Source organism: Vibrio sp. HM8-C (assembly GCF_058630515.1).
The window spans coordinates 15,540-40,182 of record NZ_JBMMKS010000003.1 but is presented as its reverse complement, the minus strand read 5'-3'; the positions used below and the strand labels follow the sequence as shown (position 1 = coordinate 40,182).

Below are 24,643 nucleotides of genomic sequence, written 5' to 3'. Positions count from 1 at the left end.
CACCCTCAATTCAATCAAAGAAATCTATGTCGAGATTTCGATTTTTCTTTAGCAGGGCGAGCTTAGCCTCCGCTTTTTGTAGTGCTTGTTGTTGCTTCGCTCTATAAGAAATTGCAACCTTATCAGCCTCGTGTTTTTTATGTTGCAGCTCTCCTGATTCTCGCAACCGAGCAGCCACTAGGTATGCTTCTTGAGAGGCTGTGCTTGAATGCCCCATTTTATTAGATAGGTTTACTTTTGCGGCTCGCATAGCCCTATTGGGATCTTTGTCCCCAATCTTGAGCTGATTTTCATACTCTGCTTCAAATTCACTAGAAGCAAACAAATGTCTGAAAACATGAATACTTTTACCTTTAGACCAACCCAGTATTCGGCAATATTTGCTGATGCATTGAGTCATATAACGCTTAGTCATACGAGAACCATTATTCGAATTTACAAATAATGCTCCGCCCCAACCTGAATATAAGGCTTGATCTTGTAAATAGGGTTTTAAAGTATTATCAATGTAAGACTTAATTTGTAGAAGCAACGAATAATCAACATCAAACGATTTGTTATACGAAAACTTTTGCTTCTTCGGAGTGATAGGAGCGAAACCATTGAGTTCGGCGAACTCAATCACGCTATCGGTAAAATCTAACGCATTCAGACTGTTTATGCTAATCCGTCTAAATCCACTATTTCTGGCTATATTGACAATTAATTTGTCCCGATTACGTACAAAAGCACTTCCAGCTTGTTTATCAATACATTCTAGCAACTCATAGTAATCTGCATCTGTTGGTATATCTTGAGGATTAAAACTCGAAGATGATTTAGCGATCTTAAATTGCAGAGGGTAAAACTTAACTTTACGGTATTTGTCCTTCCCATGGAGTCTCGTACCATCCCTATCAAATAACCCAGATTTAATACGATACTCGTCCGTACATCCTATAAAGTTGGGTAGAATAGCTCGATTATCTTCGTAATATTGTGCAATAAACTGATAGATATAGGTCAAATATGCATTTACACTTCGTTTGGACTTGTACTCATTCTGTTTACCTTTTTTACTTGTCATGGTCTCGACAAGTCTTACCCCTCGATACATTTGCAAAACCTTGTCATCACAACGTTCCAGATGAGTATCATTGTCAATTAGGTAGGACAGAAAGCGCCTTAATTCATAAATGCAGTTTCGTTCATTACTTGTATTATCAAGAGGTACTCCATCAGGAAATAATGAATTCACTGCGTAGGTGACATCGCGCATGACATGATAATCCGGACCATAAAACACTGGGTATTCGCGACCAGATTTTCGGGAAAACATGACAGTTACCTTCAAATCTGATCGTGCTTCAGTCGAAGAACTATTCTCGTCTATCAAAATTCATCCTCGTTAATCTGTTTAATGCACGAGATTCAGTGGTAATCGCGGACGCGAGTACGGTTTCATCTCCCATTAAATAACATGCATGTTTGGCTCGGGTAACTGCGGTATATATCCACGCATTATCAATAAGATACTCTGAATCAACAACTATAATGGAGGTATGATATTGGCTTCCCTGCGATTTATGCGCCGTGATCGCATATGCTAAACTGATCTTCTCGTCATTGAATTCAGATTCCGTTAAAAATACATCATCAATAACACCTTCAAATTTAATTCGAATTTTATATTTAACAACTACGCCATCAGCCGCATCCAACCTACCGTCTGGATAAACCTCTAACACTTTTCCGATCACACCATTTGTGAGTTGCCTGTTATAGTCATTTTCATTGAATACCACCTTATCCCCAGCAACAAACATTGTTTTATTGGGTTGATATATCGCTTTTGTAATATACTCGTCACCGACAATCGGGTTTAGCATCTGTTGAACTTCTTTGTTGAGTTGTCTAACTGAAGCCCTAGTGCCAGCAATTAACTGTAATTCGTAGTTAATCTGTTCTCCAATTCTGGCATTGATTGCTGCATACAGTTTTGCGGCATGAGTAATAGAGCGCTCTAATTGAGTGTCATGTTTAAAGGACACTCCGTCGAACACAATTTTGTCCATTGGGGAAAATTTCGGTACTTTAAAAGCTAATATGTCATCAACAATTGATGGTATTTCTGAGGTTGATTTTTGGCGTTGAGTCACGGTCAATTTTGTCTGAGGAATCCAGTTTTGCCTAATCAAACGATGAAAAATCAGTCCAGGACCTACTGGGGCTAGCTGTCTATCATCTCCAAGCATAATTAGATTGATGTCATCGGGCAGGCAGGACAGCAGCGAATACATGGTAGGCAAATCAATCATACTGGACTCATCTAACACAATAACTGCTCGATGATATTTCTTGTCTCCATGAGAGCGCATTGTATCACTCACAAATTTGCATATCGTGTATGACTGCAATCCCGTTGTTTCCTTCATCCGCAAAGCTGCCTTTCCGGTTGGGGCTAAACAAATAACTTCTCGATCAGAGTCTTTATACTGCTCTATGATACCCTTGATAACTGTTGTTTTACCCGTTCCTGCACCACCACATATGATACTGACAGGGTTGACCACAGAAGCTCTAATCGCATTAACCTGATTGTCGTGTAACTTGTATTCACAGCAATGCTGATAAGTCGTCAGTTTATCCTCTGAAAAACCACGTATCATCGTACCGCAGATATCTACAATATCGTTGATTCGCGACTGAACGTAAGATTCCATGACAAGGGGACCGATTGCTTGTACGAGACCATCAGTATGTATATAAATCGACTCTTGTACATCTGGTATCGACTCAATCCCGTGCTTAACTACCTTCTGCATTTTCTCTGAAAGGACATTAACATACATAGCAGTATTACCTTCGTCCTGATATGTGCTGTGTAGAATGTCTTCAGCGCAAGCAACCAATCTACGTGAATCATTGTTACTTATATCCCAACGCTCACGTATAAACGGGTCTAGTTTTTTAAAACTCATAAATGCACTGAGATGATAGGGATTATATTCGAGTACTGTTTTGCAATTATTTCCCCATGCATTCATGCATTCTCTAGCAACTTTGTAAGGGAATCGTTTTTCTGATAGATAACTAATAGACTTTAATTTATCTGAGTATTTTTTCCAGGCGAAAATAATAGTGATAATTTTTAATGCATTGACACCAGTATCAAACATAATTTTTTCTATATTGCCATCAATCAATACATCAATAAGACGTTCCGAATAGGTATTAACGAGCTTTGTTACCGTTGAAGATCCGACACCTGGTATATTTTTATCTTGAGTAATCCATTCGATTAACAGATTCGTATTACCTAATGGTTGTCTGATGACATCAATTGCATGAAGTTGATCTCCAAACTGGCGACTATGCTTAAATACACCATTGACTTTGAGATATTCACCAGTGACTAATGCTGGACCAATTAATAAACCATAGTCAATCACTACAGCTATATTTTCGTCTTCAAAACGAAGTTTTATAATATACGAATCTTCATGATTAAACACGATAGAAGCTATAGTGCCTTCGTACTCTTCAAGCTCATCACTATCGATTAATGTCTTCAGCATCATGCTTACTCTGCATCATCTGTATTGAAACTTACAATCTGCTTACTATCTGGCAGTGTCACCTGATGTATAAATTTACCTGTCTGAATAAGATGGGAATGGTTAATCTCGGCTCTGTGATATACATCCAGTTGAGCTTCCGACATCGCTAATTTCCTTGTAAGGGCATCCACCAACTTACGCAGTTGAGCAACCGTTTGACTGTTTCCCTCATTAATAGAAGATTGATGTGGTTTGTTCTTTCTACTTTTTGCAATTTTTATCGAAAGATCAATCAATTGCTGTTTAATATCTTCATTTTGGAGCGCAGCCTCACCTAACCCCAAAGACATCACCAATTTCCTTTTATTTAGCTGCCCTTGATACATAGGAAAAGAATCTGCCGATTTTATGTACTCCCTCAACCTCTGAGCATTTTCCCGACCTTTTTGAACATTAGTCCTACTCATTAGCAACCCCTCGCAGTAGTCTCAATCGACTAATTACACCATTAAGCCTTTGTATTTCTTTGTTTTTATCCTCTATTTGCACCTTATGAACCATTTCCATATCACGCATTTGTAGGATGATATCCGCTATCTGTATTTTTAGGTCTTTCTGCTCCCGTAACAAATCGTCAATTTCGTCATTCTGAACTTTAAGAAAATCTTTTTTATTTTCTATTTCAGTTTCTAGTCGCTTAAGTCCTGAGGTTGAAAACGCATCCAGTTGGTCAATAAATTTTAGTTTTAGTTTGCGCAATTCACGCTCTAGTTGAACCAACGTAATGTCGTTTGAGGGTGTATTGAAATACCTGTCAAATGTCGCCTGATTTGTCGATGTGATATTCAAGTCACTATCTTTCCAGCGGCGGAATCCATCAATAGTTTTCGGTACTTGATATAAACATGGGATACCTTCTCGATATAACTCGTTATCAGCTATGTCTCGTTGAACGGGAATACCTGATTCATACCAAGTTCGAATAATCAGTATTTTGTTAGTGATGTTATTTTGTGCTTGTGTTTCTCGGTCAGTGTTAATCGTCATTACTCGCCTCCTGTTCATACAAGGCAATAATGCTATCGAGTTCCGAAATTTGACTTTTAATCTGCTCAATTTCTAACGGTGTTTTTCCACCTGAATCGAAAATGTCATTTAGGTCAAAACTATCATCTAGTTCATCGCTTAACACGGAGCGTTGCACTCTTAGATTATCCACATGCTGCATTTGGACATCATGAAATGCACATCCACGACATAACCCTGGCGATGCATGCTCTCTCTCTATAGCTCCGGTATCAGTGTTCACGCAATGCCCCTCGGAGGATGTTATGATTTTATCTGAGTTGGTACAATTAGCGTGGAAATAGGGTTCAACGGAATACCCCTTTTGAAGAAGGTTTTCAGAAATACTATTTGCGATATTTTTTTGGCTTTCCGGCTCCAAATCAACAAACTCAACATCATTATACAATTTCTTCAACATTGCTTTGCATGTAGCCTGAAACCCGCCTTTTGACTGACCTGAAAGAGCACTTGTAACCAAGTCAAGTAGCTTGCTATGACGGGCATCTTCAAAAACTTTACGAAACCCCTTATCTTCCATGTCTGTATTCGATGGGCGCATTTTGGCAGGAATAGCCCTTTTGATACTTGTTTCGATTTTCCTTGAATCAGCATCGGTCACATATATTTCTGTCGTTTCCATCGAGTCGTGCCCATAATGCCTAGAGAGAGCTAACAGATCGGGATTATCGTATTGATAAAAATAGGCAACAGCAAAATAACGTCTTAATGACTTTGGTGTTGGAATCTTTATCCCTTGCTGTATAGCAATCGCTCTCAGTGGGTTGTGTTGCATAGATTTACCCGCATATTCGATTGCAATACCACTATCTCCAGTAGAGCCTGCCAATTTGGGGTTGAATAATGAGGTTGATTCATCGTAGTCCACTGCTACTCTTGAATTCAAACGGTGGAGGTTGGTCAGTAGCTTACCTACAAATGGACCGATAACAGTTTTCTCACGACTACTTACTTCTTTCCTTTCTTTTTGAATATATCGTTCTATTTCAGTGAGGTTGAACTCTGTATCTAATCTAAAGTACATCTTCTTAATGCCAACATCTTCACCGACAATTTCCTCAAGCCTCCATCCCGTATAACATAATGATAAATAACCCAAAGATGCTAAGTACAACTTATATACATCACCAAGAGAAATGAAATCATCTCCAAATTTAGCCCTTGCATTCTCCTTAATGACCTCTCGAAGTTGACGATACCCAACAATTGCCAATTTGCGATTACCAACGGTAAATGAATACTGACCAAAAATAATTTCATCTAGAGCATTTTTCCGTTTTGTATTACCAATATCATTATTTAGCATAATTTGTTTTACGCTCACTAATGGTTCAACTATAGACTCGGATTGAACTGCAATTTCATGAAGAAATTTAAGTGTGCTAACAATATCCTCAACTGACGGTGTTTCTGTACGGTCGGAGTCTTTGGTTGCTAATTCGGCACTAAGAACTTCTGGATTTGAAATGGGCTTTGATACATTTGAGCTTAGAAATAGATAATTTAGATTAAGGAATGCATCAACAAAATAATTCTTGGAAAAACCATCTTTCGGAGTAATATTTCCGTTATATTTGTACGGTGTCCGCAAATTCTCGGGCAATGAGATCTCATCTACAATATCAACCGGAATGTCATTAAGAGAACGACCGAAGACCGCAGTTCCTAGAACTTGGCGAAACAAATCTAGTTTAAAACGCAGTTCTTTTCCCGATTTTTTTGAACCTAAATTCCGTCTTTCAAACCAATTTTGAGTTTTAACCGTTTCTGGCAATGCATCCCAACGATCTTTTATTTTCAAGGCTGAATACCAGCCATGTTTAATGTCTGCCTTAAATTGTTCAATTGCATCTTTGCTGACTGTAGGAAAACTGGAAAAACCGTTTAGAGCGAAATACTCAATACAAAGCAAGCTGTGTCTAATAACATCTTGAAAAGACTTATTTGATGTATTGGAGGTAGGTGGTGATGAATTAACTCGTGTATTCAGATGTTTTAGTAGTGATAATACATATGGTGTTTTAGTAACAGCCATAATCTTATCTCGATAGGGAATATAATAACTAGACAAAACATAATTATCCTCCCGAACAGCGCCAGATAATCCACTACGTAAAATAATTGTCACTTGACTATCATTATCAACTTCAAGATATAGATAACGCTTATTTAAAATAATCTCTTCATTAAGAATTGATACAACCTGCTGTTCTTCGTTGCCTTCATCCCAAAGAATATTAATGTTATCTACCGCTAGTTTCATTATAGTTTCCCTTCACGAATACTATTAATCTTTTCCATAAATTCACGATAAGCCTCAGGGCATTCTTGCTGAATATACATGCATAGCAGTAGGTTAAAGATGACTTTTTGAGCTTCAAATGCTTCAAATGTCTCTTGATTACTAATCATGAAAAAATAATTACTACGGTAGTATTCACGCTTCACCAATGCTTTATACATGGACTGTGGACTCAAGTAGATGCGGTTGTTTGAACACTGACTGTGGCAGTATTTTCCATTACACAGTTCCCCTGGTTTTTGATGAGGATCAGGAGAGTCATATGGGTTTGAGCATAAAGAGCCATCTCCAATTTCAAAATAATCCTTTTTGTCCTCAGGCAATTTATTTCCAAATAGTTTAGTTCCCGCTTCAGACATAATACTGGCGGTTTCAAACTCACGCATAAATATCAAAATGTTATGCCGTAGAAATGCACTGGTAATAAGCTGGTCAATATAATTTTCTGTTGTGCTACTGTCGCGATGAGCTAACAATTCTTTAATTTCCTCGACAGTTGACCCGTCAAGATATTTTTTGGTACTAACTAAGTTTCTTAAACCGTCTAGAGATACTTTGGTTAACCCATGATCCTTAATAAAACGCTGATAACATTTACCAGTCAGGTATTGAAAATTCTTTATTACAGAATATACAGCTTTTTTATCTTTACCTCTTACCGTTATATAATCAAAAAGTCTTTGTTCCCGAGTTTGGCTAATTTTATAGTGTTCTATAGCATTTCTTGTTATTTCAAAATGTTGCTGTAATAATTTCCATGCTAACCAAGTCGCACGATCTCGATTAGTAAATGTGTGTGTAGGGACTTCCCATAACGTTTTATATTTAATTGCGTTATGGATCATTACGCTAGTACGTTTGAAGGTGATGTTGTCAATTGTTAGATTGAGGTATACATCAGTATTAAGAGGTAACTCTAGTTTCAAAATGATGAGAGCAGATAACAGCACTCTGGGGGGAAGCGTTCCTCTGAGAATAGGGTGAAAGTGATGAATCAGAGGACCCGATACTTCTGATGAAATTCCTAGATTTTTACGTAATCCTTTAAACCATTTATAAGTAGAATAATGAGTACTACTATATGCTATATAAATATATTTGGATGTAGCTTCATATAGAGTGTCAAAATCAGTTAAGTCTTTTAGTGCTGCATTTAAATAGGCGTTATTAATGGATGATATCTCAGTCAGTGAGATTTCTTTTGCATGATTCACATCATCCAAACGCTTCAAAATATCCCAAAGAGTATCAACCTGTTGTATCTGCCGTGATCTGCTCTCTTGTGTATCATGATTCCTATAGCGAGGTATATCAGTTATAAAACGTCCGCAGGCTAGTTGCAAATCAACTTTGTTCAAGTAAGTGAACAAAATTTTCGCATATAGGAGAGGCATTTTCCCATCCACGGACAACTGATATACCTCGGCTCGGTAAGCGCATAGTTGGTCAAGCGTTAGCTGATTTGGTTTGAGCAATAAAAATTTTAACGCTTTAAATGACCTTAGGTTTGACGCTATAAAACGCAGCCATGAATCGTCACTGGAACGACATGTATCTTCACTACTGCTTCGATAGTTTAATATAAGCGCCCAAAGTGAATCATCTTCATAATCAAATGGGATATCCAATATGCTGTCGGACGCCTTGTTACCTAGCTTGTCTACAGCATATTTTAGAATCATCTTTGTTCTGGTAACATCACGCACGTCATATGACCATAAAAATGTTTAGCACATAGATTAAAAGTAGAAGTGTCCTTTCTTGGTGTCAAAGTTTTTCATGTGTACATATGGAAATCAGTTCATACCTCGTTGGTCAAATTGACAACGAAGTGGGTGCAGATGATTTCGAGGGCTTTGAGCTGTAATGGCAACGGTCAAAATCAACAAAATAATCACTATAGAATCTAACCCCTCAAATACATTGCTCGAGACTATGGAGCAAGCGGGGTTAGAGCCGGAATACAACTGCCGAGATGGCCATTGTGGAGCCTGCCGCTGCACGCTTCTCTCCGGCGAAGTCGAGTATGTTGGTTTTGCAATGGCGTATACACAAGGCAATGAAATATTGCCATGTATCTGTAAAGCGAAAACGCCAGTTGAACTTGCTGATGTGAACTATCAGCCTAAAGCTAAACGAGCATAATGGTTCGTTAGAAAGCCGTTCAATACCAAAATAAAGCCAGAGCTAAGCTCTGGCTTTATTCATTCCAAAAAGTATTTCATCTGCCGTTCCCATTGAAACGGATTTATGACCGATCTCCCTACCGTCATCATCGTACAAAGACAAGCGATAGCCAGGATAGCTTGAACTATTGGTATCAACCGGTGCATGACGCCATAGTGATACAACATCGTGATCCTCACCAATACCGGTAAGTGCTTCTCCTAACACTACTTTTTGGCTTGCAATTTCGTACCACACTAAGATTTTTGATTGTGAAAACATATCCAGCCTCCTGCCGAAGTCACAGCGATGAGTTTTCAGTTTACAAACAAAATCTCGAAATTTTCGACTCATTTATGAGACGAATTTTTACCTCTCCTAAAATCATCGGTTTAGAGCTTAGACAATTTACTCATAAAGAGAGAAATAAAATCGACTTTGGTAATAAGCCATTTTATCAGCGGCTTATTACCATTCATCATACGGAAAGTGAGGTTTGGGAGAAGCTATTAGGTAGAAATCACCCTAAAACGCTACTTGGAAGATACATTTCTTTAACCGAAGACACTGAACTGTACTTGGTTAGAATAGGTTTTCCCTCTAGGTAACGACGTAGCATATCGGCGGCAATTGTTCCGATGATCTGTTTCTGTTCGGAAGGTGCATAGACACGATTAAATTTCACCGTTTGGCCCCATTCCCCCTGAGGAGCAGAAAGAGACACCGTAAAATGATCCTCATTCAGCATGCCAGTTACAAGAGACAAATCTGTAGAGCATTTTTCTTTTGTGGCAGCAGCCAAAGCAAATGAAGCTGCTAGCGGATCTTGATGACCTAATCCTTCTTCTGCTTTATGACTCAAAATCCAGCTGTGACCACTAAGCTTTTCAATATCGGCATTACTTAGCAACCAATTGGACAGCCAGCCTTTGGTTGATTGCTCAGCGAGCGCAAGCGACAGACCTTTCTCTGTCATCAAGTGACCGATGTGCTCTAACATAGGCTCATCAACACTTACAACATGTTGCTCTAAATGCGCATAAATCAGTTGTAACAACTTAACTCGTGTATCCAAGTCATTACGGGGACCAAACAGTTTTACTTCGATGAATGGGAGATATGACCGATAGCCTAGGACATATCCTTTTGGTAGTTGAAGTTTATCCAACTTATCAGAGATCCCCGACTCAGTCGTGCCAAATGTATAGAGACGACTACACTCTAAACCGGCTTGATGAGGAAACTGTTTTTGCAAATCTGGTATTATTTGCTCAGTCACCATCTTCTTAAATTCTTTCGGCACACCCGGAGTAAAATAGAACCAACAATCGTTAATTTGAACTTTGAATCCACAGGCTGTACCAATAGGATTGTCTAATATGATCGATTTCTCTGGCAGCATTGCTTGCTTGATGTTGCTCTCTGGCATTTTAATTTTGCGTTGAGCAAAAAAAGCTTCAAGTTTTTCAAGCCATTCAGGAAATAATTTGAGTTGCTGATCAGCTGCAATGGCTGCGCATTCAGAACTTAAGTCATCTGAAGTTGGTCCTAGTCCGCCATTCACAACCACAACGTCAGCATTAAAACTAAGCATCAAAAGTTCTTCTACCAATGCTGTTTTGGCATCACCAACCGTTGAACGCTTACTTAATTCAAATCCACTTTGGAAAAACTCTCGTGATAGCCAAGCAGCATTGGTATCCACGATGTCTCCATGCAAAACTTCCTCGCCAGTGCTTAGCATTGCAATTTTGAGCATATTCTTACCCTTAATATATTTACCTAACCTATACTCGGTTATATAACACTCACTATATCCTCTGGAATGCGCTATTTCTCCAGAAGTTTTTCGTTTATGTGCAATTTGATGTTTCCATGCCCAAGACTTTAATGGATAATTGTGACAGTGATCATTAAAAACAGTGCTTTGGAGCCTTTCGTGCTAAAGAAAACCATCACAGCTCTCACGTTATCAGTCTCAGCTTGTGCAAATGCAAGCCAGTACTTTGACACCCAACCATTTGAACTAGACTACTCAGAAAACTGTGCGGATTCTTTTTGTGCTTTTAATACACCGTTTTCCTATCAAGCTCCTTCACCGTTTGCAATGAGCCTTTCTGAGCAACAAGATTTACAAATTGACGAACCACTTCCTCGATACTTAATCGTATCTGAAGAGCGTGATGCTGAATATTTAAGACAACAAACATATACCATCTTAGGTTTGAGTGTTGCGACAGTAGCGCTTATGACACTTCTTCCTGAATCTGTCACTAAATGGGACGAAGAAGATCGTAACCTAAGTGGATTAGGCAAGAAATGGAAAGACAACGTATCGTCTGGTCCGGTGTGGGACAGAGACGAACACTACTTAAACTACATCATGCACCCTTACTTTGGCGGCGTGTACTATACCGCTGCGCGACATGCTGGTTATAACGAGTTTCAGTCTTTCTTATATTCCTTCACCATGTCTGCGTTTTTCTGGGAGTACGGTGTAGAAGCTTTTGCAGAAGTACCTTCCTATCAAGATCTTTTCATCACACCATTCTTTGGCGCGGTTGTAGGTGAACTGATGTTCGAAACCGAGCAAGAAATTGTTGCCAACGGTGGTGAAGTGTTAGGTTCGCAAACCATGGGTGACATCAGTTTGTTTTTCTTAAACCCTGTAGGCCACATCCATAGTTGGGTGAGCAATGCTTGGGGTGGTTCGGCTGAATTTCAGCTTCAAACTGACCCTTGGTACGGAAATAACGATGCCGCTAATTTTGCGTTAAGTTCAGGCCAACCATACGATGACCAGTTCTACTCGTTAAATCTGAAAGTAACGTTCTAATATCACATAATTTAAAAGCGCCTAAAGGCGCTTTTAAACACTTTCACCCAGCTCTATTCTGTAACCCAGATCAATGCACTCTTGGTAGACTTTCTCACCGTTGAGTCGATTCATAATCTCTCTGGCGGCTATCTGCCCGATTTTCTCACGAGGCGTCACTACAGTTGCTAACCTTGGTGTCATCGCCTGACTGATATCATGACCGTGGAAACCGGCAATCGAAATCTGGTTTGGCACAGGGATATTGCGCCTTACACATTCGTAAAATGCGCCGATTGCTAAGTCATCGTTGGTACAGAAAATACCATCTACATCAGGATAAGTATCCAAGGCATTACCGAGCAGTTTTGCTCCTAAAGTGAAAGACGAAGCCGTTTCGGTTTGTAATGCTAATGGCTCCAACCCTGCCTCATTCATTGCTTGATTAAACCCAGACATTTTTTGGCGTGTGCGCTCATCCATCCTAGCTGCTAAGTAAACGATCTGCTTACACCCTTTGGACAGCATGGCTTTTGTCATATCTTTTGCCGCAGAGAAGTTATCGAATCCTACGGCTTGCTCAATCCTCGGTGAAATTGAGTCCATTATTTCAACTACAGGGATAGACGCAGTTTGCAGCATCTTTTTAACACGTTCAGTATGAACGTTTTCAGAAAGGATAATGGCATCAACGTTATAGGAAAGTAACGAAGCGACACTCTGTTCTTCCAATTCGGAACTATAGCCATAGTGGGCAAGCATGGTTTGATAACCTGCCGGACCAGTAACTTGCTCTATGCCACGAATTACTTCTGCAAATACTTGGTTGGTTAATGACGGCACAAGTACACCAATGGCGTGACTTTTCGCGTTAGATAGAATGTCTGGTGCTCGATTAGGGATATAGCCAAGTTCTTCTACTGCTGCGAGAACCTTCTCTTGTACCGCAGGCGAAACTGAATTTGGATCACGTAGACAGCGGCTGACTGTCATTTTGGTCACTCCGACTAAATTTGCTACATCCTGTAGCGTCGGGCGCTTTTTCTTACTTACCATAAATAAATATTCTCTTTGTTACTGGTAACATTGTACTCAAGAGCTCAATAGAGAAATAGACTTTAAAACACTTATTTATTTGACTCCGTTATCAAAAAAGCGCCCTAATAACGGGCGCCTATTGATTAACGTTTAATTTCAGAACGAGTTTCAGTTTCCCATAGTAAGTGAAACTTGACTGAAGATGGCTCATCTACTCTCGCGTAGGTATGTGCGCCAAAATAGTCTCGCTGAGCCTGCAATAAATTTGCTGGTGACTGTGAACTAGATAAAGAATCGTAGTAATTCAGTGCAGACGTTATCGCTGGCATAGCGACACCTGACAGTATTGCCTGCGCACTGCTTGTCCTCCACCCTAAAACACGTGCTGATAGCTGTTCAATAAAATCAGGTGCAAACAGCAAATGTTCAAGGCTGGAATTTTTCTGATACGCAGCAGAAATATTTTGCAAAAACGCTGCACGGATAATGCAACCAGAGCGCCAAATTTTAGCAATATCAGAAAAGTTCAGTTGCCAGCCTTCAATATCTGATTTGCTTTTCATCAAGTCAAACCCTTGAGCATAAGTAACCAGCTTTGCACAGTACACTCCGTCTTCAAGAGCTTCTAAAGACTGCTTTTTATCTTCCGAACACGCCTTCTTACCTGAAGGCAGTAGTGATGACGCTTTTACACGGCAAGCTTTCTTTGCACTTAAGGCTCTGGCAAATACGGCCTGAGCAATAGTAGTTGCAGGGCTACCGACTTGCAGTGCATTCACTGCAGTCCATAATCCTGTACCTTTCTGCTCTGCAACATCGAGAATCATATCTACTAACGCGTTAGTGCTTTTGGGATCTTGTTGTTTCAAGATATCAGCACTGATCTCCATTAAATAGCTGTTCAGTACGCCGTCATTCCACGCACTAAATACGTTGCTGATTTCAGCAGCAGACATATTCAATGCCTCACGCATGAACTGATAGGCTTCGCAGATGATTTGCATATCGGCATATTCGATGCCGTTGTGTACCATTTTTACATAGTGCCCAGCACCAGCAGGACCTAAATAGGCAGCACATGGTTCTCCAGGCTGGTGAGAATCAATGGATAAACCATTAGCATCAACTTTTGCCGAAATAGCTGTCCACAGCGGTTCAACGTGCTGCCAAGCAATAGGGTCGCCGCTTGCCATTAATGATGGGCCATGGCGAGCGCCTTGTTCACCACCAGAAACCGCGGTACTGAAGAATCTCAAGCGACCAGCATAGCTATTTTCTCTACGTTCAGAGTCAGTCCACAAACTATTGCCGGTGTCGATAACGATATCTTGTGATTCCAATCCATTTTGAAGCAATTGCTCAATCACCTGATCGACAATATCTCCAGCAGGGACAGACAACGCAATCACTCGTGGCGTGGTTAGCGAAGAGATCAAATCCTTGAGCCCTTCTGCAACTTTGAACTGCCCTTTGTTTGGCTCTAATGCTAACGCTTGTGCTTCATTGTCAGCTCTCAGACAGTGGCTTTGGCTTAAGTCAAAACCCACAACGGAAAAGCCATGGTCAACTAAATTAAGCGCAAGGCTTTTGCCCATTACGCCTAATCCAATCATTGCAATCTGATAACTCAAGCGCCCTCTCCTTTAGAACGAATTCCCTGAAGAGCCTGCTCTAATACCTTTTCCATTGAAGATGAAACATCAACAAAAATGGCTTCATCACTCTCCGGTTCAATCAAAGTATCAAACTGGCTTTGCAGCATCTTCTCACCATGAAAATAGTGATTAGCACGCTGTGATAAACGAGCCCAAATCGTATCGTAGTCGCCTTGAAGATAGACAATAACCAAGTCTTCATTATTGTTACGTAAAATGTCTCTGTATTCAGGCTTTAACGCTGAACAAGCTATGACTGCTGATTCTTGTCCCAAATACAGTGCATTCAAACGTTGCAACCAACCTATACGGTCTTCATCAGTAAGAGGAATCCCTTTTCTCATTTTTTCTACACTCTGTTCAGAGTGGTAGTCATCACCGTCATAAAACTTCAGGTTCAATGCGTTAGCGATAGCGCTCCCTACCGAGCTCTTACCGCAACCTGAAACGCCCATAACCAGTATTTTTTTTGGGTTCATTGAACACACTTCCCTAGACTACTTTCACCGTAGTCGCCTTACTAAATTCAATAAAATGGGTTGCTTTTATTTCCACCACATAGCGAGCTGCGGGAACGCAATGACCAAACCCAGAACAAAAATTTGCATGAAAATGAATGGCACCAGCGAACGGAAGATCTCTCCAAGGCTGATTTCTTTTGGTGCTACTGATTTCAAGTAGAACGCAGCTGGGCCAAATGGTGGTGACAAGAAAGAAACCTGCATGTTCAAACAGAACACAACACCAAACCAAATCGGGTCAAAACCTAAGTTAGTGATGATTGGTACGAAAATAGGCATCGTTAGTAGAGCAACACCTACCCAGTCTAGGAACATACCCAGTACTAGCAGAATCACCATCATGATCAGAAGGGTTGCTAACGCGCCGCCGCCAGAAAGGGTCAGAATGGTCTCTTCAACGAAATCAATACCACCCATTAGGTTGTAAACACCCACTAGTGCGCTTGCACCGATACCAATCCAGATAATCATCCCGCAAGTGCGCATTGTTGCCATTGCGCTTTCTTGTAGCATCTTCCAGCTCATTTCCTTACGGATAATTGCACTGATCATGATACCGACTACACCCAATGCTGACGCTTCAGTCACTGAAGCCACACCGGTATAGATACTTCCTAAAACAACAGCTACTGATAACAGTGGGAAGAACAGCGCTTTGAAGTAGCTTGGCTTTCCTTCCTCAGCCGCCAAATCTTCATCGCTGAAATCTGGTGCAAGTGAAGGATTGATGTAACAACGAATTAGAACATAGGCGATATAGCAAGCCGCTAGTATGAATGCAGGAACAAAAGCCGCTTTAAATAGGTCACCGATGGATACGCTAGCTGTCATACCGTAAATAATAAGAACGATACTTGGGGGTAGCATTGTTCCTAGTGCACCGCCCGCACACGTTGTACCAATGGCTAGTTTACGGTCATAACCCAAACGCAGCATTTGTGGCAGTGCCAAAATGCCCAGCAGAACTGTTTCACCACCAATAACGCCTGACATTGATGCCAACAACACCGCAACTAACAGTGTTTGAACCGCGACACCACCACGAACTTTACGACCGACAGATTTCATCGCATCGAATAGGTCGCGAGCGATACCAGAGCGATCCAACATGGCGGCCATTAATACGAACATCGGAATCGCTAAGAAAATGTAGTCCGATGCGAAGCTATACATGCGGCTGGTAACTAAAGGAATAGCATCAACACCAAACCAGCCTAGAGTAAATACGATAGCGACAAAACAGGTTACAAACGCAAGCTGCATACCGGTCAGCAATAAGCCGATCATCAGTACCAGCATGAGCAAACTGCCCCATTCAATACCAATAGAAGATAAATCAAACATCGTGTTTATTCCTTAAGGCTTGAATCTCTTGAATCATATGCAGAACAAACTGCACAACCAAAATAACTAAAGTGATGAAAATTACGGCTTTAAGAAGCGCTGGATAAGGCGGGTTGAAAGCAGAACCAGATGTCTCTAAGCGCATCTCTCCCCATGGTGCAAACCATGCGCTTTCTACCGTGATATAAGAGGCATAAGCCATCATTAATGCGAACGCCAAGCCAACAATGTGGTGAACCATATTGAGATAGTGCTTAGCACGCTTGGAAACATGGTCGTAAATTAGAACGACTCGAACGTGTTTGTCTGAAGCCATTGCATACACACCACCAAAAACAAACAGACACCCACCGATAAAGGCTGCCGTTTCATGTACCCACGTCGTTGGCGAATCGAAAACATAACGCATAACAACTTCGTAGAATGAAATCACGACAGTAAAAAGAAACAGCAAGCTAAGGATGTTACCGATACGTATGATTGCTCTGTCTAGTGCATTCTTTGGCTGGTCATCAAGGTGTGATGTAGCCTCTAGCTTATTCTCGCTCATAACGAACTCTTTTAGTGAAATGAGAGAGGGCCTAAACACCCTCTCTAAATAAAGGAAATACTTCGATTACAGTAGGTCGTTCTTCTCTAGGAACGTCGTTACTGATTCGTAAACCTTTTGTGCATTAGGTGAACGTTCAGCAAATACTTTCCACTGTTCACGAGCGATAGCACGGAATTTCTTACGCTCTTCATCAGACCAGTTGTGAATAGTAATTTTCGGGTTCGCATTCGCTTCTTTTACTGCAGCTTGGTCAGCTATTTTTAGCTGAGTTGTAATGTCGTAAGAGAAGTCGCGTACTGATGTCTTCAGAACTTGTTGCAAATCTTCAGGCATCTTGTCCCATTTTTTCTGGCTGATTGAGATATCGATAAGCGGTAAAGAGTGGAAACCAGGTTGAACTGGGTGAACAGCGATGTCGTTCATACCTGCTTTTTGGTTTGTAGAAAATACTGTGTAGTCCGCTGCATCGATAACACCTTTGCTTAGGCCTGTGAATACTTCAGAACCTGGAAGGTTTACTGGCGTAGCACCCGCTGCTGCAAATACTTGTTGAACAAGACCTTCAGGAGCACGTAGCTTTAGACCTTTCAGATCAGCAACGCTATCAAGTGGCTTTTTAGATACTAGAGACTCAACACCTGTCGTTGATGCGCCAACGAATTGAACGCCGTAAGGTTTGTAAAGCTCAGTTAGAAGCTCATTACCACCGCCGTAGTTCATGTATTGAAGAAGTTGCGTTGTGTCAGACCAAGCACCAACCATGTTACCTAGTAGACCGAATGCTGGATCTTGACCAGAGAAGAATTCTGTCGCAGTCACATGACCGTCCAGAATACCCATCTTAATTGAGCTAAGAGTTTCAGTGTGTTTTACCACTGCACCCACCGGCAACAGATCAATGTCGATACGTCCACCAGACATTTTTTCAACGTTATCAGCCCAAGCTTGCTGAATTTGGAAGTTACGGTCACCTGATGGATCAGAAGACTGAATTTTCAATTTAAAATCAGCTGCCATAGCAGACATGGAAACCAAGCCTGTTACAGCTGTAGCGATAAGCGTTCTCGTCATAGCTTTCATTTATCTATCCTTATTTGCTTCACGTAAATACCGGATTATATTTTTATGTTACCGGTAACCTGAGTTGCAATGTTACCGGTAACCATTACTTAATGTCTTTGCAGTTGATCACAGGATTTAAACAATCATTAACAAAGTCATCATTTTTGTGAGAGAGCTATTAACAGGTTCAACAGAGAAGCACGGTAACAATTGTGCTAAGGGTTAAATAAATGAAATTAATAGAATATCGCGACATCAAAAAATTGACCTTGGTCAAGTCTCTATGACTCATAACGCCTAAACTCAAATAGAAAAGTGATTCTGTATGATGTTCGGAGGCCGTATATGACTTGTACCTTTATTGTAAGTTTCGTAGGAAATGCAACACCCGCAACAATCAAATCTTTGGCCGCTGCGACAAATGAAAAAAGTGGTAAGTGGCTTATTAGTAAAGTTAACTTTATTGAAGACCAAGTTGCTGCAGTAATTAAAATTGAGATACCAGAAGAAAACGCTGACGTGGTAAAAGAAGCGTTCTACGCAACACCCGATCTATTGGTAAAAATTGTTGATGTCGCTGAGCATGTGCAATTAGAAGACAAAATTTACCAACTACGTATTGATTCAAATGACCGTTACGGTGTGGTTAACGAGATCACTCATGTACTTGATGAGCAAGACGTACACATTCTTGATATGGATTGCCAACGCGTATTTATCGCTGGCGGCGGTGGCGTAAGTTCTAGCTTGTTTACCGCTAACTTAGCAGTGCGTTTGCCTGTTGAACGCCAGTTAAATGATGTGGTCAGCGAACTGGAATCTTTAAGCGAAGACACTCGCGTAATCGTTGAATCATAAACTTATTTTAATCATAAAATTAGCTGATTCACCAAGCTAAGCTGCATAAAAAAACCACCCTAGTTCTTTGAACAATTGGGTGGTTTTTTATTTCGCTAATCTCTTATTGGATTGACCATTGAGAAAGCGAACGTTTGAAGTCTTGGTAACCAAATTCGTTCAGTTTTTGAATTTCGCCATTACTGCGTTCACAGTAAACAGATGGCATCTTCAAGCCGTTGAACCAGTTTAGTTTCACCATGGTGTAACCTGCACTGTCCAAAATATGCAGCTTCTGACCAATCTTTAACGGCTGGTCAAATTTAGCGATACAGAACTGGTCACCTGCTAAACATGAACATGAACCTATAATATACTCATGTTCACCGGACTCACTTGCTTCCAATACTGATGCAGGCTCTTTGTAAATAAGAGTATCTAAACGGTGCGCTTCTGTCGCAGAGTCTACAATCGCTGTCTTCATGCCGTTTTCAACGATATCAACCACAGTTACCACAAGGTCAGTTGTCTTTGTGATTACGGCTTCACCCGGTTCAAGGTAAAGTTGTACGCCGTGTTTTTCAGAGAATGCTTTAAGCGCTAGACCTAGTTTTTCAACATCGTAACCCGGCCACGTAAAGAATACGCCACCGCCCATGCTCACCCAATCCAGTTTGTCTAGATACTCGCCGAAGCGTTCAGAAATTGAGTCAAGCAGGCTAATAAACGCATCCACATCTTTGTTTTCACAGTTCATGTGGAACATAACGCCATTGATGGTATCGAAAACAGACGTATCGATGTGGTCTGCTTGAACACCCAGACGCGAGAATTTACGTGCTGGGTTTGCTAGATCTTGCCCTGCGTAGCTTACGCCTGGGTTTAAACGTAAACCTAATGACGCTTTGCCTTCAACAAGGTGACGGTATGCAGAAAGTTGCGATTGTGAGTTGAAGATCATCTTGTCGCAGATATCCGCGACTTCTTTTACGTCATCTTCGCTGTAGCCAACGCTATATGCGTGAGTTTCACCGCCGAATGTCTCGTAGCCAAGCTTGACTTCAAAAGGACCAGAACTGGTTGTGCCATCTAAGTATGGCTTAATGATGTCAAATACGCCCCAAGTAGAGAAACACTTAAGCGCTAGGACCAGTTTCACACCCGAAATCTCTTTCAGACGTTTTGCAATTTCAAGATTGGCGATCAGCTTTGACTCATCAATCATAAAGTAAGGAGTTTTCAATTCACTCTTTTGCATCTTGTTTATTTCCTGCGTGCTGACTGAGCAACACTTCATCAATCACAAAATGGAAAAAACAGCCATCACCTAAGTGACGGCTGTTTTTAACTATTCACTAATACTCTCTATCAATTCACTCACTATTTAGCCGTTTAAATAAAAACGATTATTTTAGGACATGAATCTCAGGCTCAGATGGTCGAAGTTCAAGAACTTCCCAATCCAAACCGATAGACGGCATAGTTTCTAGGAACGGATCTGGATTTAGCTGCTCCATGTTGAATACGCCTGAATCAGCCCATTCACCACGGAAAAATTGCAATGCAGCTGTAATAGCTGGGACACCAGTAGTGTAAGCAATTGCTTGATGCTCTACATCTTCGTAAGCCACTTCGTGGTCTGCGTTGTTGTAGATGAAGACACTACGTTGCTCGCCATTCTTCTTACCTTGAACCCAAGTACCGATACAGGTTAAACCTGTGTAACCCGGAGCCAAAGAGGTTGGGTCTGGTAGCATTGCTTTCAGAACTTGCAAAGGCTGTACAACTGTACCATCTTGCAGAGTTAACGGTTCTGGGCTTAACAGACCAATGTCACGCATGCAGTTGAAGTAGTTCAAGTAGCGGTCGCCAAAGCCCATCCAGAATTCAATTCGTTTTGCTGGAATGAATTCTTTTAGAGAGCGAACTTCATCGTGTGCCATTGAGTACACTTTGAAAGGACCACATTTAGGAAAATCAAATTCCAGCATACGTGTATGACAAGGAACTGTTTTCCACTCACCTTCTTCCCAATAGAAAGAATCACCTTGGATTTCAAGCATGTTTGTTTCTGGGTCGAAGTTTGTTGCAAACTTCTTACCATGATCACCCGCGTTGATGTCCATAACGTCGATAGTGTCGATTTCATCGAACAGGTGTTTTGCCGCATAGGCTGCAAAAACACTCACTACGCCAGGGTCAAAACCAGCGCCTAGAATGCCTGTGATACCTGCTTGTTTGAACTTTTCACGGAAAGCCCATTGCGGATCATAAGCTTCTGGTACTTGTTGACCTTTAGAACAAAGGTCAACAGCCACTGATGTATCTAAGTAAGATACTTTTGCCTGATAACACGCTTCCATAATTGGAACGTTAACCCATGGAGGACCAGCGTTAATCACGAGATCAGGCTTAACTTCTTCAATTAACGCAACCAATGATTCGATATCACTTGCGTTAACTACACGAGCTTCTAGCTTCTTAGTAGAATCTTTTAAGTTGTTTTTACCCTTAATCGATTCAATGATCTTCTCACACTTCCCGATAGAACGAGAAGCAATGGTAATATCACCCAGCACGTCGTTGTTTTGAGCTGCTTTATGTGCAACAACCCAACCAACACCGCCCGCACCAATCTGTAGAATTGACATTTTATCTGGTACCTTTATTTCGCTAGCTCTGACGCTAGAGTTTCAATTTTAGCCAGTAGAGATTCGAAGTCCGAAATCTTCAAGCATGGGTTCAAGATTGTGAATTTCAAGGCAGTTTTGCCATCCACAATGGTCTCGCCTAGTACTGCGATACCACGTACCAGCGCTTCCATTCGAACTGCTTTGTTAAGCTCATCGAAATCTGTCGCTTGGCTGTCTACAGCGCGGAATAACACTGTAGACAAAGATGGTTCAGCCAAAAGCTCGAAGGCTTTGTGCTGACGAACCAAATCGGCCACTTCTAGAGTCTGATCTAGCAAATGGTCGTACATTGCACCTAGTTGTTTAGGACCGACGTTTTGCATCGTCATAAACACTTTTAAGGCGTCAAAGCGTTTCGTTGTAGAGATAGACTTATCAACCAAGTTTGGCAGAGTGTCATGCTCACGGTTCAGGTAGTCTGCATGGTGAAGCAGGTACTTGAAGTTGTTTTTATCGTTTAGAAGTAGTGCACCACAGCTAATTGTTTGGAAGAACAATTTGTGGAAGTCTACGCTCACTGACTGTGCACGTTCTACGCCTTTCAAACGACCTTTGTGGCTGCTTAGAATCAACGCACCGCCGTATGCACCATCTACATGCATCCATAGGTCGTGTTTCTCTGCAACATCAGCAATCGTCGCTAGATCGTCGATAGCACCGTGGTCAGTCGTACCCGCAGTACCTACAACTGCAAATGGAATCAAACCTTCAGCTTTAGCTTGTTCAACCGCTGCTTCTAGTTTTGTTACATCCATAGTGCCGTTTGGCAGTGCGTCTACAGCAAGAATCGCTTTTTCACCAAGACCCATCCACGATGCTGATTTTTGTACTGTGAAGTGTGACTTCTTAGAACAAATGATACGTAGTTTGTCTGCGTAATCAGGTAGACCTAGCTTCTGGATAGAGTGACCGCTTAGTTTGTCCGCAATCCAGTCACGAGCCAACATTAGACCCATCTGGTTACTTTGCGTACCACCGCTTGTTACGATACCGTCTGCTTTAGCGCCTAGCTCATACTTTTCACACATCCAATCAATCACTTTCTGTTCAACGAATGTTGCTGCAGAAGATTGATCCCATGAATCCATTGATTGGTTTAGAGAACCAATAATAGTTTCTGCCACAACTGATGGCATCAATGGTGGTGTATGTAAGTGAGCAATACAGTCTGGGTGCTGAACAATGATTGAGTTCTTAGCAACTAGCTCTGCAGTGTCTGAAATCACTTCTTTCAGTGACGCGTTCTTGTTATCAAGATCAACCGCATAAATGGCTTCTTCCAAAGCTTTTGGATTCATACCAGAGTATGGCGCGTTCACTTCTTCAAATACTGCTTTCATTGCAGCAGTTGTGTGGTTCATTACACGTGCAAATTCTGCGCTACCCATTGAACCAGTGTGAATGAAGTGCTTCTTCCACTCTTGGTTGCTTGGCTCAGGATCTTTATGACCGCCACCAGCAGCAAGAATTGCTTCTTCTAGCGTACGTAGTGCGAAGTCGATTTGCTCGAAAGAGATAATCAATGGCGGAAGGAAACGAATAACCGAACCATCACGACCACCTTTCTCTACCATCAAACCACGCTCAAGAGCAGCACGTTGAATAGCTAGTGTTAATTGCGGTGCAGATTTTGGCTCACCGAACTTGTTTAGTTCACCGCTTGGATCTTGAATTTCAAGACCTAGCATCAAACCTTTACCACGTACTTCTGCAACGCAGTTTACGCGGCTTTGAATTTTCTCTAACCCCATGCGTAGATATTGACCCGCAATATTTGCGTGCTCTACAAGGTTATCACGAGTGATGATTTCTAGTGCTTTCGCGCCTGAAACCATAGCTAACTGGTTACCACGGAAAGTACCGGTGTGCTCACCTGGTTTCCATGTATCAAACTTCTTGTTGATAACCAGAATCGCCATTGGCAGACCGCCACCAATCGCTTTAGATAGACATAGTACGTCTGGAATAATTCCCGCTTCTTCGAACGCGAAGTTGTATCCAGATTTACCTACACCACATTGGATCTCATCAAAGATCAATAGAATACCGTGCTCATCACAGATACGACGTAGTTCACGTAGGAAATGCGCTGGAGCAGGGATAACACCGCCTTCGCCTTGAACTGGCTCTACGATAATCGCAGCAGGTTTCATGATGCCTGCTTCGTCATCGTTAAGAAGACGTTCAATGTAACGAATGCTCGCTTTCGCGCCTTCTTCGCCACCTAGGCCAAACGGGCAACGTAGGCTATATGGGAAAGGCATAAAGTGAACATCTGACATCAAACCAGTACGACGAGCTTTGGTGTTCAGGTTGCCCATCATGCCCATAGTACCGTTAGTCATACCATGGTAAGCACCACGGAAAGCAAACATGGTATTACGGCCTGTTGTTTGTTTAGCAAGCTTAATCGCCGCTTCAACAGCATCAGCACCAGATGGACCACAGAACTGAACAACACAGTTGTCACCAAGTTCAGAAGGAAGGAAACCTTTTACTGCTTTGATAAAGTCAGTTTTAGATTTCGTTGGAATATCCAGTGTTTGATATGGCAAACCAGAATCTAGCTGTTGCTTAAGAGCTTGGTTAATCTCTGGATGGTTGTAACCTAAAGCCAGAGTACCCGCACCCGCCAAACAATCTAGGAAGATTTGGCCACGTGTATCTTCTACTAAACAGCCATAAGCCTGTTTAATAGCGATAGGTAGACGACGTGGGTAAGAACGAACTTCTGATTCATGCGCAGCTTGATCAAGCAACACTTCATCCGGAGTTAGATCATACAATCCGTCTAGTACTGGAATTTGGTTAGACATAATGGTTGCGATAGTGTTATCGACTTCAAAGGCTGTACTCATTTTCATCACCTTGAAAATTAAAAATTTCTGTTCATTTCCCACGCGTCAGTAAAAATAGAGAAATGACAAATAGCAAAACGTTCCGAATGCATTAAGCAAATACGGAATACGGGTCATCAAACTGATGACGATTAACTAAATCAGAGGTTCAAGGTTCTGTAATGCTGCTGTCTT

Annotated in this window: 20 protein-coding genes and 1 pseudogene; 4 read left to right on the top strand and 17 right to left on the bottom strand. The window is 41.3% G+C overall.

Going from position 1 to position 24,643, the window contains the following annotated elements; all coding sequences use genetic code 11:
- Positions 1-10: 10 nt before the first annotated feature.
- Genes ACOSVQ_RS04955 through ACOSVQ_RS04930 form a run of 6 tightly spaced genes read right to left on the bottom strand, consistent with a single transcriptional unit; the run spans position 11 to position 8,633 of the window.
- Positions 11-1,318, bottom strand: coding sequence for a site-specific integrase (locus ACOSVQ_RS04955; protein ID WP_491981463.1), 1,308 nt, complete (start codon positions 1,316-1,318; stop codon positions 11-13).
- A 40-nt stretch (positions 1,319-1,358) separates the two neighbouring features.
- Positions 1,359-3,560, bottom strand: coding sequence for an ATP-dependent DNA helicase (locus tag ACOSVQ_RS04950; RefSeq protein ID WP_491981462.1), 2,202 nt, complete (start codon positions 3,558-3,560; stop codon positions 1,359-1,361).
- A gap of 2 nt (positions 3,561-3,562) precedes the next feature.
- Positions 3,563-4,006 carry a hypothetical protein gene (locus ACOSVQ_RS04945; RefSeq protein WP_491981461.1) on the bottom strand — a complete coding sequence of 148 codons (444 nt, stop codon included), beginning with the start codon at positions 4,004-4,006 and terminating at the stop codon, positions 3,563-3,565.
- The gene (locus tag ACOSVQ_RS04940) at positions 3,999-4,586 is read right to left on the bottom strand and encodes a hypothetical protein (protein ID WP_491981460.1); all 588 of its coding nucleotides are present in this window, start codon (positions 4,584-4,586) and stop codon (positions 3,999-4,001) included. Before ACOSVQ_RS04940 ends, ACOSVQ_RS04945 begins: the two co-directional genes overlap by 8 nt.
- Entirely contained in the window at positions 4,576-6,888 is a 2,313-nt protein-coding gene (locus tag ACOSVQ_RS04935; RefSeq protein WP_491981459.1) for a site-specific integrase, read from the bottom strand. Before ACOSVQ_RS04935 ends, ACOSVQ_RS04940 begins: the two co-directional genes overlap by 11 nt.
- Positions 6,888-8,633, bottom strand: a complete 1,746-nt coding sequence (locus tag ACOSVQ_RS04930) for a hypothetical protein (protein ID WP_491981458.1) — start codon at positions 8,631-8,633, stop codon at positions 6,888-6,890. Before ACOSVQ_RS04930 ends, ACOSVQ_RS04935 begins: the two co-directional genes overlap by 1 nt.
- An 86-nt stretch (positions 8,634-8,719) precedes the next feature.
- Here ACOSVQ_RS04930 and ACOSVQ_RS04925 point away from each other — a divergent pair.
- Positions 8,720-8,794: pseudogene (locus ACOSVQ_RS04925) on the top strand (ribonucleotide-diphosphate reductase subunit beta); the annotation flags it as partial.
- Positions 8,794-9,072: a class I ribonucleotide reductase maintenance protein YfaE gene (gene yfaE, locus ACOSVQ_RS04920; RefSeq protein WP_491981457.1), complete on the top strand. Its 279-nt coding sequence runs from the start codon at positions 8,794-8,796 to the stop codon at positions 9,070-9,072. The pseudogene ACOSVQ_RS04925 and the gene yfaE, both read left to right, overlap by 1 nt.
- A 42-nt stretch (positions 9,073-9,114) precedes the next feature.
- On the opposite strand, the gene ACOSVQ_RS04915 is transcribed toward yfaE, so the two are convergent.
- Together ACOSVQ_RS04915 and ACOSVQ_RS04910 are read right to left on the bottom strand one after the other, a co-directional pair.
- Entirely contained in the window at positions 9,115-9,375 is a 261-nt protein-coding gene (locus ACOSVQ_RS04915; protein ID WP_491981456.1) for a hypothetical protein, read from the bottom strand.
- A gap of 238 nt (positions 9,376-9,613) precedes the next feature.
- A complete protein-coding gene (locus ACOSVQ_RS04910) occupies positions 9,614-10,852 on the bottom strand; it encodes a CinA family nicotinamide mononucleotide deamidase-related protein (RefSeq protein ID WP_491981455.1) in 1,239 nt (412 codons plus the stop codon).
- A gap of 141 nt (positions 10,853-10,993) precedes the next feature.
- Here ACOSVQ_RS04910 and ACOSVQ_RS04905 point away from each other — a divergent pair, with 141 nt between their 5' ends.
- Positions 10,994-11,929, top strand: a complete 936-nt coding sequence (locus tag ACOSVQ_RS04905; protein ID WP_491981454.1) for a DUF3943 domain-containing protein — start codon at positions 10,994-10,996, stop codon at positions 11,927-11,929.
- A gap of 33 nt (positions 11,930-11,962) precedes the next feature.
- Here ACOSVQ_RS04905 and gntR read toward each other — a convergent pair whose 3' ends face one another.
- The 6 genes from gntR to ACOSVQ_RS04875 form a co-directional block, all read right to left on the bottom strand.
- Positions 11,963-12,964, bottom strand: coding sequence for a gluconate operon transcriptional repressor GntR (gntR, locus tag ACOSVQ_RS04900; RefSeq protein ID WP_491981452.1), 1,002 nt, complete (start codon positions 12,962-12,964; stop codon positions 11,963-11,965).
- A gap of 125 nt (positions 12,965-13,089) precedes the next feature.
- The gene (gene gnd, locus ACOSVQ_RS04895) at positions 13,090-14,559 is read right to left on the bottom strand and encodes an NADP-dependent phosphogluconate dehydrogenase (protein ID WP_491981674.1); all 1,470 of its coding nucleotides are present in this window, start codon (positions 14,557-14,559) and stop codon (positions 13,090-13,092) included.
- Between the two features lie 14 nt (positions 14,560-14,573).
- The gene (locus tag ACOSVQ_RS04890) at positions 14,574-15,080 is read right to left on the bottom strand and encodes a gluconokinase (protein WP_491981451.1); all 507 of its coding nucleotides are present in this window, start codon (positions 15,078-15,080) and stop codon (positions 14,574-14,576) included.
- 66 nt (positions 15,081-15,146) lie between these two features.
- Positions 15,147-16,466: a TRAP transporter large permease gene (locus tag ACOSVQ_RS04885; RefSeq protein WP_491981450.1), complete on the bottom strand. Its 1,320-nt coding sequence runs from the start codon at positions 16,464-16,466 to the stop codon at positions 15,147-15,149.
- Entirely contained in the window at positions 16,459-17,016 is a 558-nt protein-coding gene (locus tag ACOSVQ_RS04880) for a TRAP transporter small permease subunit (RefSeq protein ID WP_491981449.1), read from the bottom strand. Before ACOSVQ_RS04880 ends, ACOSVQ_RS04885 begins: the two co-directional genes overlap by 8 nt.
- A 66-nt stretch (positions 17,017-17,082) precedes the next feature.
- Entirely contained in the window at positions 17,083-18,099 is a 1,017-nt protein-coding gene (locus ACOSVQ_RS04875; RefSeq protein WP_491981448.1) for a TRAP transporter substrate-binding protein, read from the bottom strand.
- Positions 18,100-18,426: 327 nt separating this feature from the next.
- Here ACOSVQ_RS04875 and ACOSVQ_RS04870 point away from each other — a divergent pair, with 327 nt between their 5' ends.
- The gene (locus ACOSVQ_RS04870; RefSeq protein ID WP_165311561.1) at positions 18,427-18,939 is read left to right on the top strand and encodes a glycine cleavage system transcriptional repressor; all 513 of its coding nucleotides are present in this window, start codon (positions 18,427-18,429) and stop codon (positions 18,937-18,939) included.
- 103 nt (positions 18,940-19,042) lie between these two features.
- Here ACOSVQ_RS04870 and nspC read toward each other — a convergent pair whose 3' ends face one another.
- From nspC to ACOSVQ_RS04855, 3 genes are all read right to left on the bottom strand, one after another.
- Positions 19,043-20,176 carry a carboxynorspermidine decarboxylase gene (gene nspC, locus ACOSVQ_RS04865; RefSeq protein ID WP_491981447.1) on the bottom strand — a complete coding sequence of 378 codons (1,134 nt, stop codon included), beginning with the start codon at positions 20,174-20,176 and terminating at the stop codon, positions 19,043-19,045.
- Between the two features lie 148 nt (positions 20,177-20,324).
- Positions 20,325-21,569, bottom strand: coding sequence for a carboxynorspermidine synthase (locus ACOSVQ_RS04860; protein ID WP_491981446.1), 1,245 nt, complete (start codon positions 21,567-21,569; stop codon positions 20,325-20,327).
- A 14-nt stretch (positions 21,570-21,583) separates the two neighbouring features.
- Positions 21,584-24,469: a pyridoxal phosphate-dependent class III aminotransferase gene (locus ACOSVQ_RS04855; RefSeq protein WP_491981445.1), complete on the bottom strand. Its 2,886-nt coding sequence runs from the start codon at positions 24,467-24,469 to the stop codon at positions 21,584-21,586.
- Between the last annotated feature and the right edge of the window lie 174 nt (positions 24,470-24,643).